This is a genomic window from Micromonospora sp. DT229, from assembly GCF_049844505.1.
GTDB lineage: Bacteria > Actinomycetota > Actinomycetes > Mycobacteriales > Micromonosporaceae > Micromonospora.
In genome coordinates this window covers 81,785-98,264 of record NZ_JBNCLD010000017.1, presented here as the reverse complement: position 1 = coordinate 98,264, position 16,480 = coordinate 81,785, and the positions used below count along the sequence as shown (strand labels likewise).

General features: G+C 69.5%; 17 protein-coding genes. 8 read left to right on the top strand and 9 right to left on the bottom strand.

The window, feature by feature from the left end:
• Window positions 1–129 precede the first annotated feature (129 nt).
• Window positions 130–1,083, bottom strand: a complete 954-nt coding sequence (locus ACLQ2T_RS23035; protein ID WP_425768434.1) for an NAD-dependent epimerase/dehydratase family protein — start codon at window positions 1,081–1,083, stop codon at window positions 130–132.
• Between ACLQ2T_RS23035 and ACLQ2T_RS23030 the strand changes: the two genes are divergently transcribed.
• Together ACLQ2T_RS23030 and ACLQ2T_RS23025 are read left to right on the top strand one after the other, a co-directional pair.
• Entirely contained in the window at window positions 1,076–1,558 is a 483-nt protein-coding gene (locus ACLQ2T_RS23030; protein ID WP_425768433.1) for a TetR/AcrR family transcriptional regulator, read from the top strand. The genes ACLQ2T_RS23035 and ACLQ2T_RS23030 overlap by 8 nt on opposite strands.
• Window positions 1,559–1,702: 144 nt before the next feature.
• Window positions 1,703–2,239 (top strand): DUF6993 domain-containing protein, encoded by a 537-nt coding sequence (locus tag ACLQ2T_RS23025; RefSeq protein WP_425768432.1) that lies wholly within the window; start codon window positions 1,703–1,705, stop codon window positions 2,237–2,239.
• A gap of 163 nt (window positions 2,240–2,402) precedes the next feature.
• Here ACLQ2T_RS23025 and ACLQ2T_RS23020 read toward each other — a convergent pair whose 3' ends face one another.
• The 3 genes from ACLQ2T_RS23020 to ACLQ2T_RS23010 form a co-directional block, all read right to left on the bottom strand.
• Entirely contained in the window at window positions 2,403–2,945 is a 543-nt protein-coding gene (locus ACLQ2T_RS23020) for a PspC domain-containing protein (protein WP_425768431.1), read from the bottom strand.
• A 4-nt stretch (window positions 2,946–2,949) separates the two neighbouring features.
• Window positions 2,950–3,273 carry a PadR family transcriptional regulator gene (locus tag ACLQ2T_RS23015; protein WP_425768430.1) on the bottom strand — a complete coding sequence of 108 codons (324 nt, stop codon included), beginning with the start codon at window positions 3,271–3,273 and terminating at the stop codon, window positions 2,950–2,952.
• Between the two features lie 93 nt (window positions 3,274–3,366).
• Window positions 3,367–3,747, bottom strand: coding sequence for a GntR family transcriptional regulator (locus ACLQ2T_RS23010; protein ID WP_425768429.1), 381 nt, complete (start codon window positions 3,745–3,747; stop codon window positions 3,367–3,369).
• A gap of 228 nt (window positions 3,748–3,975) precedes the next feature.
• On the opposite strand from ACLQ2T_RS23010, the gene ACLQ2T_RS23005 reads away from it, so the two are divergent.
• A complete protein-coding gene (locus ACLQ2T_RS23005; RefSeq protein ID WP_425768428.1) occupies window positions 3,976–4,842 on the top strand; it encodes a DUF5996 family protein in 867 nt (288 codons plus the stop codon).
• 85 nt (window positions 4,843–4,927) lie between these two features.
• Window positions 4,928–5,281: an ArsR/SmtB family transcription factor gene (locus tag ACLQ2T_RS23000; protein ID WP_425768427.1), complete on the top strand. Its 354-nt coding sequence runs from the start codon at window positions 4,928–4,930 to the stop codon at window positions 5,279–5,281.
• A gap of 380 nt (window positions 5,282–5,661) precedes the next feature.
• On the opposite strand, the gene ACLQ2T_RS22995 is transcribed toward ACLQ2T_RS23000, so the two are convergent.
• From ACLQ2T_RS22995 to galE, 3 genes are all read right to left on the bottom strand, one after another.
• Entirely contained in the window at window positions 5,662–6,705 is a 1,044-nt protein-coding gene (locus ACLQ2T_RS22995) for an NAD(P)-dependent alcohol dehydrogenase (protein WP_425768426.1), read from the bottom strand.
• 167 nt (window positions 6,706–6,872) lie between these two features.
• Window positions 6,873–8,093 (bottom strand): cytochrome P450 family protein, encoded by a 1,221-nt coding sequence (locus ACLQ2T_RS22990; RefSeq protein ID WP_425768425.1) that lies wholly within the window; start codon window positions 8,091–8,093, stop codon window positions 6,873–6,875.
• A 277-nt stretch (window positions 8,094–8,370) separates the two neighbouring features.
• Window positions 8,371–9,420 carry a UDP-glucose 4-epimerase GalE gene (gene galE / locus ACLQ2T_RS22985; RefSeq protein ID WP_425768424.1) on the bottom strand — a complete coding sequence of 350 codons (1,050 nt, stop codon included), beginning with the start codon at window positions 9,418–9,420 and terminating at the stop codon, window positions 8,371–8,373.
• Window positions 9,421–9,905: 485 nt separating this feature from the next.
• On the opposite strand from galE, the gene ACLQ2T_RS22980 reads away from it, so the two are divergent.
• Window positions 9,906–11,327: an aldehyde dehydrogenase family protein gene (locus ACLQ2T_RS22980; protein WP_425768423.1), complete on the top strand. Its 1,422-nt coding sequence runs from the start codon at window positions 9,906–9,908 to the stop codon at window positions 11,325–11,327.
• 27 nt (window positions 11,328–11,354) lie between these two features.
• Here ACLQ2T_RS22980 and ACLQ2T_RS22975 read toward each other — a convergent pair whose 3' ends face one another.
• Complete coding sequence (locus ACLQ2T_RS22975; RefSeq protein ID WP_425768422.1) at window positions 11,355–12,407, bottom strand: LLM class F420-dependent oxidoreductase; 1,053 nt, start codon at window positions 12,405–12,407, stop codon at window positions 11,355–11,357.
• 210 nt (window positions 12,408–12,617) lie between these two features.
• On the opposite strand from ACLQ2T_RS22975, the gene ACLQ2T_RS22970 reads away from it, so the two are divergent.
• The 3 genes from ACLQ2T_RS22970 (at window position 12,618) to ACLQ2T_RS22960 (ending at window position 15,366) form a co-directional block, all read left to right on the top strand.
• A complete protein-coding gene (locus ACLQ2T_RS22970) occupies window positions 12,618–12,965 on the top strand; it encodes an iron chaperone (RefSeq protein WP_425768421.1) in 348 nt (115 codons plus the stop codon).
• 226 nt (window positions 12,966–13,191) lie between these two features.
• Entirely contained in the window at window positions 13,192–14,094 is a 903-nt protein-coding gene (locus tag ACLQ2T_RS22965; RefSeq protein WP_425768420.1) for a carbohydrate deacetylase, read from the top strand.
• A gap of 81 nt (window positions 14,095–14,175) precedes the next feature.
• A complete protein-coding gene (locus tag ACLQ2T_RS22960) occupies window positions 14,176–15,366 on the top strand; it encodes a cytochrome P450 family protein (protein WP_425768419.1) in 1,191 nt (396 codons plus the stop codon).
• 63 nt (window positions 15,367–15,429) lie between these two features.
• Here ACLQ2T_RS22960 and ACLQ2T_RS22955 read toward each other — a convergent pair whose 3' ends face one another.
• On the bottom strand, window positions 15,430–16,443 hold the full coding sequence (locus ACLQ2T_RS22955; RefSeq protein ID WP_425768418.1) for a methyltransferase: 1,014 nt from the start codon (window positions 16,441–16,443) through the stop codon (window positions 15,430–15,432).
• Window positions 16,444–16,480: the final 37 nt, after the last annotated feature.

The following is a 16,480-nucleotide window of genomic DNA, read 5'->3' as shown; positions in this document are numbered from 1 at the left end:
TGGTGTCCGAGGACGGGGTCGGTGGGCAGGGGAGGGGAACACCGTCGGGAGGCGGGTGGTGGGCTGGTCGTCCCGGAATATCAGACAGCGCCGGTCGGCCGCCCCAGCTCTGCGGGCATCACGATCCCGCTATCGTTCAAGGGCCGCCATCCGGCGAAGGCCCTCGTCGACGGTGATCGTCGGCTGGTACTCCAGGTGGGTCCGGGCGCGCGTGATGTCGTAGACGCGGTCGCGGCCCATGAAGGTGACGATCCATTCAGTGAGCGGTGGCGGCGTGGTGCTGCGGCGGGCCTTGGCGACGGTCTCCATGACCGTGGCGATGGCCGAGGCGATCGCCCGGGGGTAGCTGCGGCTGCTGCTCACGTCGTGGCCCCGGGTGGCGAGCAGCGGAGTGAAGAAGCTGCGGGCCGCCCGAGGGTCGCCGTCGGTGATGTAGCAGACGAGGCCGTGGTCTCCCCGCGTCATCGCCAAGGCGACGGCGTGGGCAAGGTTGTCGAAATGGCAGAAGTCGACCGTGTGCTGCCCGCCGTCGATCCAGGCGAACCGGCCGGCCTCGACAGAGTCGACGAATCCTTGCAGGTTGCTGGCCGTGCCGTGGCCCCACAGGAAGGGCGGTCGGAGGATCACCAGCGTGGTCTCTGCGTTCGGGAGCGCGAGAAGTTCCTGCTCGGTGCGCAGCTTGACTCGGCTGTAAGCGATGTTCGCCCGGCCTGTGTCGGAGGTTTCGTTCACGATGCTGAGGTGTTTGGTGCCGGTGGAGACGCTGGCGGCCGAGAGCAGGACGAAGCGTTTCACCCCTGCGGCCACCGCGGCCTGGTACAGGGCGCGGGTGGGCAGCAGATTGCGCTCGACGAACAGTTCGTCGGGCCCCCAGAACTCCATGAAGGCCGCCGCGTGGACCACCGCGTCGACCTCGTCGAGGGTGTTCAGCCACGTCGGCGCGTCGGCGCCGCTGCGGAGGGCCTCCGTGAGGTCACCGCGTACCGGCCGAGCGCCTGCGGCCGCGACCGCTTTCTCTGCCGAGGCCGACCTCGCGAGCGCGTGCACGGTGTGCCCGTCGGCCACGAGCCTGCGGATGATCACACCGCCGGCGGAGCCGGAGCCGCCTGTGAGCGTGAGGCGCGGGGCGCCCTACCGCCACTTCGCCGACAAGGGCGACCTGCTGACCGAGGTCGCGGCGGAGGCATGGGATCGGTTGGCGGATCGGGCCGTGGAATGGGCCGCCGATCCGCTGACTCCGGCGGAGGAAAAGCTACGGAAAATGCTCACCGGGCTCCTTGCCGTCGGCCGCGAGCAGCCACATCTGTACCGGCTGATGCACCAGGCGCCCGCCAGTGACGAGGTGCTGCGCGCGGCGTCGCGAAGCCAAGGCCCGTTCGTGGCCGTCCTGAGCGATCTGGTCGGCGAGGACCAGGCCCATCGCTACGGGGCGCTGCTGCTCACCAGTGTGCACGGGATAATCGGGATGGAGGCCAGCGGCCAACTCACCGCCGACAAGTGGCACACCGACGCCGACGACATCCTGACCCTCCTGACCGGAATGATCGGCGATCGCTGAGCAAGGACGGGAACGGCCGCCCACCGTGGGGCGATCCTGGACCGACCGTGACACGTGACAGGTGACATCGGGAGCGACCCGCACCTCGTACCATCAGATTTTCTCGATACCGGAATACGACGGGGGTCGGGTATGCGGACAGGAATGGTCACCTGGTCAGCGGCTGCCGTCTCGCTCGCCGTGCTGGCGCTCGGCTGCGCGGCCCCGGGCACCCGGGACGGCGCCGGGCAGGCAATGCCCACGGATGCGTCGTCGCCGGCCGTGTCGTCGTCGCCCGCAGCGGTGGCGGAGCCGACCGGTCGACAGTCAGAGGCACCTCCGAACCATGCCGACAACAACGGCTGGAAGCGGCGGCATGAACTGCCCGCTGCGGATGAGCGCGCCGGGCGGGAACTCGCCGCGCGGATCCGACCTTCGCTTGAGGCGCTACGCGCCGCCGGGGACTTCGCGCCGACCTCCACCCAGCAGGCGCTGCTAGATCTGGGTCTCCCGGCAGACGCGATCGAGGTCACCGCCATGCGACCGCCGATCGGGCAGGAAACCCCACCACCGGGAGCGGTCTACGCGGTTCGGTTCGGAACCGTGGGCTGTGTGATCGGGGACGTACGGCCTGACCGAGTCATGGTCGAGGTCACCGGCTCGGCGGCCGAGTTCGGCTGCCTGGAACCGTCCTCGCACTGACGCCACCCGGCCCCGGGCTGGGTGGCAGGGAAAGGCGGCCGGTAGGAGAATGTCAATTGAGGTGGGCAGCGACGAGGAGACGGTACGCCTACGGCAGGACATCACCCAGGCACTGCACAACGGTCGGTGAGATCCCACACCGCTCGCGACCGTCGCCATCGACTCATCGGCGTAGCCGCACGTCATTCGGTGGCGCGTCCCGTCGGCGCTCGTAGTCGGCGACCGTGGGGACGACGGGGAGCACGAGCAGCAGGACCAGGTACACCGCGGCGAGTAGACCACCGCTGGCCAGGCTCAGCAGCAGCACGACGGTTCGTACCCAGTCGACGCGGAACTCGCCGTACGCCGCGACGCCGACGCAGACGCCGCCGAACCATTTGCCCTCGTGGATTCGGCACCAGAACCGCCCACGCGACCTCCCCTCGCCGGCAGGCGGGGCGGGTCGGACCGGGCTGACCGGGCCGAGGTCGGCCAGGATCGCCGCCATCTGGGCACCGGTCACCGGTTCGTCGCCTGGCCCCGTCAGGGTGCTCAACCGGTCGCCGATCGCGGACTCGAGATCTCGGACGATCTCGTCGGCGTCCGGGTCGGAGCGCAGCGCGTGTCGCGCATCATCGAGGTACTGCCGCAGGGCGTCGCGTGCTTCGCGGGTGGCGGGAAAGGCCGCGGCATGTCCGGTGAGGCGGATGGCTATCGGATCGCTCATGGGGTCACCGTCCAATGCTGTTGATCGCGCGGGTCAGCTCGTTCCAGTACTCGCGGAAGGCGGCGAGTTGGTTTCTGCCGGCGTCGGTGAGGGAGAAGTACTTCCGGGGTGGTCCGGTCGGCGACTCACGCCACTCGTGGTGCACGAGTCCGTCTCGCCGGAGCTTGCTCAGCAGCGGATAGAGCGTGCCCTCCTGGGCCGGGAAATCTGCCTCCTGTAGCGCGGCGAGGATCTCCGCCGCGTACCGCTGCTGGGACTCGACAGCAGCTAGCACGAGTGGCTCGAGCAGGCCGCGCCGTAACGCCACGAGCTTCGGGTCGGTCTGCATGTAGCTACCTTGTCAAAACAAGGTACCTATGGCAATGCGGACCCTGCGGTCTTGCGCTGGAGACCGTGGCCCGAAGAGGGTTCGCTGATGAAACTAGTTGGGTGACGAGGAACGAGGCGGTCCCACGCCCAGTGCCGCCTCGACGATCCGGACGGCTTCGGCTGGGTCGATACCGACGCTGGTGATGACCGCCGCGTAGTCGCGGGCGGCGCTGCGGGCCCGATCGAGGGCCTGCTCGCCGGCGGCCGAGACGAACGAGCCGGCCCGCCCGTGGGTCTCGATCAACCCGGCCTCCTCCAGTTCCCGGTACGCCCGAGCGACGGTGTTCACGGCCAGGCCGAGATCGGCCGCGAGCCGCCGGATCGTCGGCAGTTTCGTGCCGACGGCCAGCGAGCGGTCCTGGATCTGCCTGGCGAGCTGCGCCCGCAGCTGCTCGTACGGCGGCGTCGGCGAGGCCGCGTCGATGACGATCATCCGACGAGCATGGCGCGCCGTGCCGCAGTCCCGCCACCCGGGGTCTGGACCAGGCAGAAGACGATGACACCCGCCAGCGAGACGGCTTTCCACCAGCCGAGGGATTCACCGTACAGCCGGGGGTTTCCGGCCTACGGCAATCAGCGCCCGACCTGGGACGCCGGGAGTCGCCCCGGTGACGCCACCCCGGAGTACCGCTGATCAGCTGGAAGGGGCGACACCCTGCACATGTGGACTCAGATCGTGGGCAAGATCCGCATGGCACACGCTCCGATGCTCAACCACTGGTGGCAGGTGACCCTGTACGTCAGCCCGCGTGGGCTGACGACCTCGACCATCCCGCACCGCACGGGTGCCTTCGAGATCGAGTTCGACTTCCTCGGTCACCAGCTCGACGTGCGTACCAGCAGCGGCGACGCGCGGAGCCTCCCGCTTCGGCCGATGCCGGTCGCCGATTTCTACGCCCGGCTCCTGGACCTGCTCGATCAGCTCGGGATCGAGGCGCCGATCCGGCCGCGCCCCAACGAGGTCGACCCGGCGATCCCCTTCGCCGAGGACCACGAGCACGCCTCCTACGACGGTGAGGCGGCCACCCTGTTCTGGCGACAACTGCTACAGGCGAACCGAGTGATCGGCGAGTTCCGGTCCTACTTCGTGGGCAAGGTCAGCCCGGTGCACTTCTTCTGGGGCGGGATGGACCTCGCCTGCACCCGCTTCTCCGGCCGGTCGGCCCCGCCGCACCCCGGGGGTATGCCCAACTGCGCGGACTGGGTCATGGCCGAGGGTTACTCCCGCGAGCTTTCCAGCTGCGGATTCTGGCCCGGAGGTGGCGAGGAAGGCGCCTTCTACTCCTACGCCTATCCCGAACCCGACGGGTTCGCCGAGCAGCCGATCGGTCCCGACGGCGCGTACTTCAGTACCGAGTTCAAGCAGTTCCTGCTGCCGTACGAGGTCGCCCGCGCCGCACCGGACCCGGACCGTGCGGTCGCCGAGTTCCTCCACACCACCTATCAAGCCGCAGCGGACCGGGGGCACTGGGACCGCTCCGCGCTGGAGGACGACCCGTTTCGGTGGCACCGCACCCCTGCTCGGTGAGGGTCACCTCGCGACCTCCGGGTGATCCTGCCCTCGTTCATCAGCTGATTGTTGGGTTTGCTGCAACGATGCAGACGTGGGAACTATGAAGACTGCGCCGCCCGCTATCTCGCCCCTCGCCGGCGAGCCGATCGACCGTGCCGATGCCGAACGGCTCGCGGGGGTGCTGAAAGCGTTCGCCGACCCGGCCCGGCTGCGACTGCTCAGCCTGATCCAGTCGGCTCCAGAGGGAGAGGCGTCGGTCAGTGACCTCACCGAGCCTCTCGGACTCTCCCAGCCGACCGTCAGTCACCACCTGCGGATCCTCACCGAGGCCGGCCTGCTCGAGCGTGACAAGCGCGGCGTCTGGGCGTACTACCGCCTCGTGCCGTCTGCCATCGCCACAGTCGCCGACCTGTTGACCCCACCCCGCAAGAGAGCAACGAAGAGGTCCCGCTGACCGACGCCTCGGAGACCGCTGCGGGAGTGTGTCGATTCCGTGCTTGGGGCGCCCGACGCTCCACAGCGCGGTGGCCTCGTGCATCCGGGCAAGGGCTTTGTCGCGCTCCACGCGACCATCCTGGATCGCCAGGTGGTGAAACGCCCGTGGTTCGCCCGACAGACGTCAGGGTGAGCAGCCGCGGCGGCAACCCGGCATGGGACGACAAGACGGGTCCCGAGCGCCTGGCTCAGGACCCGTCAAGGCCGGCTGGTCTTCAGCTGAGCGGGATGAGGCCGATCAGGTTGAATCGCAGCCGTTCGCCGGCCGTCGGTGGCACCACCGCCGGGGATCATATCGATCTGCTGAGTCCCGGGTGACGTAGCCGGTGCGGGGTCAGCTCAGGAGATCGTGGCGGCGTCGATCACAAAGCGGTAGCGGACGTCGGATGCCAGCACCCGCTCGTATGCCTCGTTGATCTCTTGGGCTGGAATGATCTCGATGTCGGCGGTGATGTTGTGCTGAGCGCAGAAGTCGAGCATCTCCTGGGTTTCCGAGATACCACCGAACAAGGTGCCCACGAGCGTCTTCCGACCCATGACGAGCGAGAAGGTGTGCAGCGCCAGCTGCTCCGGCGGAATGCCGACGTTGACCAGCGCGCCGCCGGTGTTCAGCAGAGACAGGTAGGCGTCCATGTCGACTCGCGCGCTGACCGTGTTGAGGATCAGGTCGAACGTGCCGGCGAGCGTGCTGAACGTGCTCGGGTCGCTGGTGGCGAAGTAGCCGGTAGCACCGAGCTTGAGGCCGTCTTCACGCTTCTTCAGCGTCTGGGAGAGCACGGTGACCTCCGCGCCCATGGCGGTGGCGAGCCTGACACCGATGTGGCCCAAACCGCCGAGGCCGATGACCGCGACCTTCTTGCCCGGGCCGGCGCCCCATCGGCGCAGCGGCGAATACATCGTGATGCCGGCGCAGAGCAGGGGGGCAGCGGCGGCACGGTCCAATCCGTCCGGGATGCGCAGTACGAAGTCCTCGGTGACCACGATCCGGCTGGCGTAGCCGCCCTGAGTGAACGTGCCGTCGACATCGACAGCGGCGTAGGTGCCGACCATCCCGTTCGTGCAGTACTGCTCCTCGCCGGCTCGGCAACTCGCGCACTCCCGGCAGGAGTTGACCATGCAGCCGACGCCGACGACGTCACCGACCTGGTGCTTGGTGACGTCGGTGCCGACGGCCGCGACCACGCCGGTGATCTCGTGACCGGGCACGATCGGGTAACTCCGCTCGCCCCATTCGCCGCGCACGGTGTGGATGTCGGTGTGGCAGATTCCGCAGTAGGAAATGTCGATCAGCACGTCCCGGGGCCCGACCTCCCGCCGCTCGATCGTGATCGCGCGAAGGGGGGCGCCGGCGGCCGGCGCGGCAAAGGCGTTGGTGGTGTACAAGGCTCGACTCTCCTCAAGGTTCGCACGGACGTTGCTCGATGCTGTCGTACGTCACTTCGCCAACTCAATCAGAGCGGGCGCCCGTACGACGTGTTCGTGATTGCGGTTCCGAAGACGGCGCGGCCGAAACCGGTTGGCTCTGGCCGCGCCGTTCAGGTCGTTTCGGTTCAGGGCTTCAGCAGCATCGGTACTTCCGCGTACCCGTTGAAGACGAACGTGCTCTGTGGCTTGAGTTCCTCACGTGGAACGGCCAGCGCGAGGTCGGGGAACCGTTCGAACAGCGCCGGCAGTGAGATCATCGCTTCCATGGTGGCCAGGGCCGGGCCGAGGCAGCGGTGGCGCCCGTAGCCGAAGCTGAGGTTGGTCTTGTCCGCACGGGTGATGTCGAACTCTGCGGCCGTGTCCCCGTATTTTTCGGGATCCCGGCCGGCGGCCGCGTAGTTGATGAGCACCAGGTCGCCCTTGGCGATGGTCACGCCGCCGATCTCGATGTCGGCGTTGGCGCAGCGGAACGGCATCGAGCCCACGGCGCCGTCCTTTCGGACCTCCTCCTCCCAGGCCGCCTCCCAGCCGACGGCACCGGAGCGGATCATGGCCAACTGGTCCGGGTGCGTGAGCAGGTCGATGAGGGTGTTGCACAGGACGTTGGACGTGGTTTCCGTCCCCCCGCCGATGAGCAGGTGCAACGAGCCGATGACCTCGTCGTCGGTGAGCGGAGCCTGCTTGTCTTCCCTGGCCTTGATGATCAGGGTGGTGAGGTCGTTGCCGGGTTCACGCCGCTTGGCCTCCACCAGCTTGCTGAGGGCGGATTGCCACTGGTGCAGGTTGGCCTCGGACTCCTCGGCACTGTTCGTCGTCTTGGCATTGACGACGGCGCCGTGCAGAGCCTCTGCGCGGTCCGCTTCGGGAATGCCGAGCAGATCGCAGACGAGAATGGTCGACAGCGGGTAGAAGTACCTGCCCTTGATGTCCACCACTTCACCGGCGGGCACCTTCTCCAGGTCGTCGAGCAGGCGGCCCACAATTTCCTCGATCAGCGGGCGGACCTTTGCCACCTGACGGTTGGTGAATGCCTGCGCGACGAGTTTCCGCAGGCGGTCGTGCTCCTCTCCGTCCCGGGTCTGCATGTTGTCCATTGCGACCCAGGTGTAAAGCTCCCAGTCCTGCGGTACTTTGCCTTCGCGGAACTCGGGCCAGGTCTCTTTGGTGTTCTTCGAGATCCGCGGATCAACCAGCAGCTGCTTGGCGATCTCATAGCTGGTCACGGACCAGGCGGTGTAGCCGCCGTGCAGTTCCACCAGGGTGACCGGGCCGCGCGCGCGAAGCTTCTTCGCCTCTCCGTGAAGGTCACTGCCAGCGCGATCCAGAACGTACGGACATTTGTCCATTGTCCACTCCAAACAACGACACCGAAGGGTCAGATTTCACGCCACGTAACTGTTGACGCCTCCTGCCGGAGTCGTACTCGAATTGCGGGCCCGACGAGCACCGTCCGCATAGACGTGAGCGAGCTCAACGTCACAGCTGTCGTGTCGTCCGTTTTCATCGTGCTCGCGATCCACATCGCTGACATCTCGCCCCATGCTTTTTACTTGCCGATTCAGACGTAATTGCGCATCGACGAAGAAGAGGCAGCCGGGTGAATCGCGTACGGGGTGGTTGACGTCACCGGCCGGAGGCGGCGGCCAAGCGCCGCTCCGTGTCCGCCGGCTCGGCCAGGTCCGGCAGCACCTGTGGCCGACGGTCGAACCAGGCGAGCGAGTCGGCGATTCCCCGCCGCACGTCCAGCTGCGCCCGCCAGCCGAGCAACTGCTCGGCTCGGTCGCTGCGGGAGAAGGCACCCGGGATGTCACCGGGGCGGCGCGGCGCCGGTTCCACAGGGACTTGCCTCGACACCAACGAGTTGAACGCCTCGACCAACTCCAACACCGTCGTGCCGGTTCCGGTGCCCAGGTTGACGGCGGTGTGCCCGGACTTACCCGGGCCGAACAGATCGTCGAACCGTTCCAGTGCCCGTACGTGTGCACCGGCGAGGTCCCAGACGTGTACGTAGTCCCGCAGGCCTGAGCCGTCGCGGGTCGGGTAGTCGAGCCCGGTCACCCGGAACGGCCGGCCGGTCCGGTGCGCCTCGATCAGCCGACCCAGGACGTGACTGGGTGTGGGCATCTGCGGTCCCGTTCGCAGCAACGGGTCGGCGCCGATCGGATTGAAGTAGCGCAGCGACACCACCCGCAGGGCGCTGCTACCGGCGATGTCCGCGAGCATCCGCTCCACGATGATCTTGGTGTGGGCGTACGGGCTGGTCGGGTTCACCGGTGACGTCTCCGCCACGCCCAGGTCGTCGCCCGGCTGGTAGATCGCCGCAGACGAGCTGAACAGCAACCGGTCGACGCCGTTGGCGATGAGCCGTTCCACGAAGTCGAGCGTCTTCGACACGTTCTCGCGGTAATAGGGGATGGGCCGGTCGACGGAGTCGGGCACCACGATCAGAGCGGCACAGTGGACGGCCGCCCGGATGTCCGGATGCTCCACGAGGATCCGGTCGACCAGTCGACCGTCGGCGATGTCACCGTGGTACAGATCTCGGCCGTCGCAGAACTCGCGGCGCCCGGTGACGAGACTGTCCAAGATGATGGGTCGGTGTCCGGCATCGATCAACGCCGACGCAACGGTGCTGCCGATGAATCCGGCTCCGCCCGCGACGAGTACCTTCACGCCATGTCCTCGGCGTAGAACGGAATAGTCCGGGTGCGGCGGATCGGCGCCGAGGCCGAGTCGGCGGCGGGACTTCGTGATCCGATTTGAGCGGAGTCTGGGGACATGTGGCCTCGCTCTATCTGGGCGGAGTGCGGCCGCTCGGGCGGCCGCTGGTCTCATGCCGCTGACGGTCGGGACGCCGTCGCGGTGTGGGCGGCGTACGGCCGGCACGCCAGGGGCGTCGGCCGTGGATCCCTGCGGCATTCCCAGCATGCTGGCTGCGGCGGGCGGTCACGTCTTTCGGCGTGCCGACCCCGCTCTGCTGCGGTGCCGGCCGGGCGACCGTGGCTGTTTCGAAGACGGTGGGGCAGTTGTCCGCCTCGTACGATCGCCGAGCGCGGGGCTGCGGCGTACTCGCGGCAGCACACCGGCGCTGCCGCCGGCAGATCCGGTGCCACCGCTGGCCGCTGTCGACGAAGGGCAGGCAGATGGTTGAGCTCGGCATGACGATCGACGGGTCCCAGATGTGGGGGCGGCAGACCTTCGGTGTCGTGGATCCGGCCACTGGGGCGATTTTCGCGCAGGCACCGGTGTGCACCGTGGAGCAACTGGACCAGGCGATGGACGCGGCCCTCCGGGCGTTCCACGAATGGCGGCGGGAGGACGACCTCCGGCGGGCGATGCTGCGCGAGTGCGCCCAGGTGCTGCTCGGTGCCCTGGACGAACTGGCCGCCACGATCACCGCCGAGCAGGGCAAACCGCGGGCGGCGTCGGTCGCCGAGGTCGTCGCGGCGGTGACCTGGCTGCGGTACTACGCCGAGTTGGACATCGGACGGGAGGTCGTCCAGGACGACCGTCACGGCTACGCCGACGTGGTCCGCCGGCCCCTCGGAGTGGTCGCGGCGATCACGCCGTGGAACTTTCCGGTCGCGCTGGCCATGTGGAAGCTGGCCCCGGCGCTGCGAGCGGGTAACACGGTGGTGCTCAAACCGTCCCCGTACGCTCCGCTGTCCGCGCTGATGATGGGCGAGCTGCTCGGCCGCGTACTGCCGGCGGGTGTGGTGAACGTGGTGACCGGGCCGGACCCACTCGGCGACCGCATCGTGACCCACCCGGTACCCAGGATGGTCAGCTTCACCGGCTCGGTGGCGACCGGGCGTCGGGTGGCCGCGGCCGCCGCCGGCGGGCTCAAACGGATGACACTGGAACTCGGCGGCAACGACGCTGCGGTGGTGCTCGACGACGTTGATCCGGAACAGGTCGCCGACGACATCTTCTGGGCCGCGTTGGACAACAACGGGCAGCGGTGCATGGCGGCGAAGCGGATCTACGTCGCCGGAAGCCGCCACGACGAGCTGGTTGACGCGTTGGCGGCCCGGGCGCGCGCGACCCGCGTCGGTCCCGGCTCGCAGCCGTCCGTGCAACTCGGCCCGCTCGGCAACCAGACGCAGGTGGGGCGAATGGCGGAATACGTACGCGATGCGCTGGCGCACGGCGCAGTGCTGGCGGCCGGCGGGACGGCGCTCGACCGGCCAGGTTACTTCTACGCCCCGACCGTGTTGGCGGGGGTGACCGACGGGGTGCGGGTCGTCGACGAGGAGCAGTTCGGGCCGGTTCTGCCGGTGATCGCGTACCGGGACGTGGACGACGCGGTGAACCGGGCCAACGCCTCGGACTTCGGGTTGACCGCCTCGGTCTGGTCGGCGGACCCGGAGCGGGCCGACGCGGTCGCCGCGCGGCTGGACGCCGGGCAGGTCTCGGTGAACGCGCACGCCGCCGGGGTGCGGCCGGACCTGCCCTTCGGTGGTCACAGGTGCAGCGGTATCGGGGTGGAGAACGGGATCTGGGGCCTGCACTCGTTCACCGATCTCCAGGCGACGGTCCGACCGGCCCCGAAGCGGCCACGGCAGACCCGCACCGGCTGACCGGGCGGGTCACGTCCTCGGACCGGGTCAGTCGCCCAGGCCGGAGATGTCCAGGGCCTCGGCCAGTCCACGCAGGGTGGCGACACCTCGCTCGAGGTCGCCACCGAACAGCCCTGCGACGAGCGTGGTCACTCCGGCGTCGGCGTAGGCGTGCAGCCGGTCGGCGATCCGTCGCGTCGGCCCGAGCAGCGAGGTGCTGTCCAGGAACGGCAGTGGTACGGCGGCCGCGGCGGCGTGCTTCTGTCCCGCCAGGTACCGCTCCTGCACGGTGCGGGCGGCGTCGGCATACCCCATGCGTACGCACAGCTGGTTGTAGAAGTTCTGCTCGCGGCTGCCCATCCCGCCGAGGTAGAGGGCGGCGTACGGGCGAACCGCCAGCGCGCAGGCGTCCAGGTCGTCACCGAACACCACCGGCACGGTCGGCGCCACGTCGAAACCGGTGAGCGACTGGCCGGCCCGGGCACGACCCGCCGCGAGGTGCGCCAGGGGCTCTGCCGAGTGCTCGGGGGCCAGGAAGATTCCGAGCCAGCCGTCGGCGACCTCCCCGGTGAGCCGTAGGTTACGTGGACCGATGGCACCGAGGTAGACGGGCAGGTTCTCGCGGCCCGGATGCAGCATCAGCCGCAGCGCCTTGCCCGGTCCGTCGGGCAACGGTAGCGGGTAGTGCGGGCCGGCGCCGGTGACCGGATGCCGGCGCAGCGCGAGCCGGACCAGGTCGACGTACTCCCGGGTGCGGGCCACCGGGTGGTCGAAGCGGACGCCGTGCCAGCCCTCGGACACCTGCGGCCCGCTGATCCCCAGGCCCAGCCGGAACCGACCGCCGGAGAGCATGTCCAGGGTGGCGGCGGTCATCGCGGTCATCGCGGGGGTCCGGGCGGGAATCTGCATCACCGCGGAGCCGAGGTCGATCCGGTGGGTCTGCGCGGCCAGCCACGCCAGGGCGGTGGGCGCGTCCGAGCCGTACGCCTCGGCTACCCAGACGGCGCTGAAACCGAGCCGTTCCGCCTCCCGGGTCAGCGCCAGGTGTACGGCGGGGGAGCCCTGCCCGACGTGGTATCCGAGGTTGAGGCCCAGCCGCATCGTTCGTTCCCCTCGTCGTCGGGGCCCTATCGTTTCCGGCACGCCGGTGGCGCGCATCTTCCTCGATGCGCACCGCACGGCCCGCCAGGTCGCGGGCTCATCGGCGCGCTCGCCTGGCCCGGTCACCCGGGGTACGGCAAGATGGATCGCGGCTGGCGGCTCCGTTGGCCGGCTGCGGCCCGCGACGACCAGCGGCGAAGGACGAGGATCATGGCGAACGAAGTCGACAAGTACCTGGCGGATCTGCCGGACGAGCAGCGGGCGGCGCTGCAACGGCTGCGCGACACGATCCGGTCTGCGGCACCGCAGGCCGAGGAGACCATCCGCAGTGGCGTCCCGGCGTTCCGGGTCAACGACCGCCCGCTGGTCAGCATCGGGGCGGCGAGCGGCCACCTCAGCCTGTACGTCATGTACGGCGACGTGCTGCGAACCCACGCCGACGAACTGCGTAAGTTCGACACGTCGAACACGGTCGTGCGCTACCAGCCGGACGAGCCGCTGCCCGACCGTCTCGTCACCAAGCTGGTCAAGGCCCGCCTGGCCGAGATCACGGACTGACCCCCGGGCGGCCGGATCTGCCGTCACGGTGACGCCGTGGGATCCGGTGCGGCACGTCCGGAGATGCCGCTCGCCCGCCGCGACGCGACGCTCGATGGCGGGCCGGCACCGTGCCCGCCACGTCGGTCGCGCTCCGGCGCGGTGCCGTGGTTACCGATGTCGCGCCCGCGACCGGTAGGCCCGCTGGCCGGCCGGTTCCGACTGGGGCGAAGGGGTGCGGTTGACGATGGGTACGACGCCTAGGGCTGGACGGGCTCAGCGGCCTGCGTACCCGGACGACGGCCGGCGCCTGCTGATCGTCACCGCCGACGACTACGGCCTCACCGTGGCAGGTGCTCGGGCGGTGCTCCGGGCACACCGGGAGGGTGTGCTGTCCAGCACGTCGGTGCTGGCCCTGGGGCCGGCGGTCGAGCGTACCGCCCGGTGGTTGGCTGACGAGCCGGCGCTGAGCGTCGGCGCGCACCTGGCGGTAGTGGGGGAGGACCCCCCGCTGCTGACCCGCCGGGAGATCCCGACGTTGCTGACGCGGGCCGGTCGGTTGCCGCTGACCTGGTCCGGGTTCCTCACCCGGGCCGCCGCCGGGCTGGTCGATCCGGCCGACGTGGAGCGGGAGTTCGAGGCGCAGATGCAGAGACTGACCCGGGACCTCGGGCTGTCCCTGGCGCATGTGGACACCCACCAGCACCTGCACCTGTGGCCGGCGGTCGGCCGGGTCACGGTCGAGGTGGCAAGGCGTTGGAACATCCCGGGGGTACGCCTGCCGTCCAGCCGGTCGGGCGGCCCGAGGGGGCATGGGATCCGGCTGCTGAGCAGGGCACTCGGCCGCCGGATCAGGGGCGCCGGCCTGGCCACCCCGGACGGGTACGCCGGTCTCGACGAGGCCGGCGCTCTCCACCTGCCCCGGTTCCTGGCCGCCGTGGACGCGGTGGGGGCCTCGACCGCCCGTACGGCCGAGATCAACTGTCATCCGGGTGAGGACGGGGATCCGGATCTCTCCCGGTACGCCTGGGGTTACCGGTGGGGCGCCGAACTGGCCGCCCTGACCAGCCGGGCGTTACGTGACGCGGTCGCCCGGCACGGCTTCGTCCTCGGCGGCTACCGCGACCTCCCGGCGGTGGCGGGCGCGTGAGGATGCGCCTGTCGCACGGTCGGTAGCTCTTGCCGCACGGCCAGAGATGAACCGCCCGCCGGTTCGTTGGACGATCGGGCTATGTCGGAGACCCTGAGCACCAGCGTCCTGCTCGCCGGTGCGGCGGAGCAGCGCGCCTGGCGTACGAAGCTGCGCAGCACCGGGCCGGTGCACCGTATCACCACCCAGTCCGGTGAGACGGGCTGGCTCATCATCGGGCACGAAGAGGCCCGTAAGGCTCTCGTCGACCTGAGACTGCAAGGCCGTACGGCCACTGTCGGGCATGGCCGTCGGATGCCCGAGGACCTTGAACGGGCCCTCAACAGCCACATGCTCAACGTCGGGCCACCCGATCACACCCGGCTGCGCCGGCTGGTCTCGGCCGCATTCACCCGTCGGCGGATGGAGCAGATGCGCCCGCGGATTCAGGAGCTCACGGACGAGCTGCTCGACGGACTTGCCGGCGCCGACGAGGCGGATCTCGTGACGGGCTTGGCGCTGCCGCTGCCGATGCGCGTACTCGTCGACCTGTTCGGCATCCCGGCCGAGGACTGCGCCGACTTCAACGTGTGGACGAAGGTGTTGACCTCGGCGGGCGCCGTCGACCTGGACCGGCTGACCACCGCCGCCGGTGAGATGGTCGACTACCTCCGCGCCCTGCTGGACCGCAAGCGTCGGGTACCCGAGTCCGATCTGCTCTCGGCTCTGGTAGCGGTCCGCGACGGCGCGGACCGGCTCAGTGACGACGAGTTGACATCGATGGTGTACCTGCTGTTGACCGCCGGCTACGAGACGACTGTCAACCTGATCGGCAACGGCCTGCTCAACCTGCTCGCCAACCCGGAGCAACTGGCGGCTTTCCAGGCGGATCCCGGCCTGCTGCCGCAGGTGGTCGAGGAGGCCATGCGCTTCGACAGCCCCGTGCAGATCGCGGTACGGCACAGTACCGAGCCGGTGGAGATCGCCGGTCAGTCGATCCCGAGTGGAGCCCTGATCCTGATCTCCCTGTTGTGGGCCAACCGGGATCCCGACCGGTTCACCGAACCGGAGACTTTCCGCGTCGACCGGCAGGACAATCCCCAGCTCGGCTTCGGGTACGGCTTCCACCACTGCATCGGGGCGCCGTTGGCGCGGCTGGAGGGCACCGTCGCGATCGGAACGGTCCTCAGGCGGTTTCCCGCGCTGCGTCTGGCCCACCCGGCCGACTCACTCACCTGGCGGGCCAGCATGGTCATGCACGGGTTGACCTCACTGCCGGTCCAGCTGCGCTGATCTGGATTCAGGGCCGGGCCCGGCCCGGCGGCCCACTCACCCGAGCGGGCCGCCGGGCCGTGGTCACACCGGTCGGGCCTCTACGATGGGCAGGCTCTTCGTGCGTACGACGTCGGTCAGCTCGAAGCCGGTCCGACCGAACAGGGCGGTGAGTTCCTCGCGGCTGCGGCTGCCCCCACCCCGCATGGTCAGCAGGAGAACGTCGTAGAGCTTGCCCCAGTCGAACCCGTCACCCGGCTCGATCATCGGTTCGATGATGAGCAGCCGCCCGTCCGGTGCGATCACCGAGCGGACCGCACGCAGGAAGGCCACGGCGTCCTCGTCGTCGAGGTCGTAGAAGGCTCTTTTGATCACGTAGCCGTCCCCGCCCGCAGGGACGGCCCGGCGGAAGTCGCCGCCGACGACCTGGCAGCGGTCCTGCACTCCCGCCCTGGTCGGCACGTCGGTGCCGGCGACGACGTGCGGCTGGTCGAACAGCACCCCTCGCAGGCCGGGGTGCGCGGTCAGGATGGCGGCTAGGAAGGCGCCGCTGCCTCCGCCGACGTCGACCAGCGTGCCGAACCGGTCCCACGGATAGGCGGGCAGCAGCGCGGCGATCTCGCGGCGGGTGACCGCGCCTTGCGACGCGTCGAACCGGGCGCTCTCGGCCGGGTTGGCGGCCAGGTACGTCCAGTAGTCCTCGCCGTGGACCTGATCGAACGCGGCGGCACCGGTGCGCAGGCTGTGGGCGAAGCCCGCCCAGGCGCCGATGTCGCAGGCCATCAGGGGGTACGCCTTGCGCAGTGAGTCCGGGTGGTCGCTGCGCAGTGGGTCGGCCAGCGGCGTCAGGTCGAACGTCTGCGGGCTGGTCTCGGTGAAGATCCCGCGGGCGGCGAGGGCCCGCAGCAGCCGCAGCAGTGAGCGGGGGTGGGTGCCGGTACGCCGGGCCAGTTCGTCGACGTGGCACGGGCCGTCGGTGAGATGGTCGGCGATGCCCAGGTCGCAGGCGGCCCGGATCGAGAACGGGATGATGTAGTCGGCCAGGTCCGCCAGCCGTGCGCCCGGACGGACCTCGGTAGCGTGAGTTGGAGTCGTCATGAATCCCCCCGATGCCAAGGCAAGCCGAGAAGGTCTC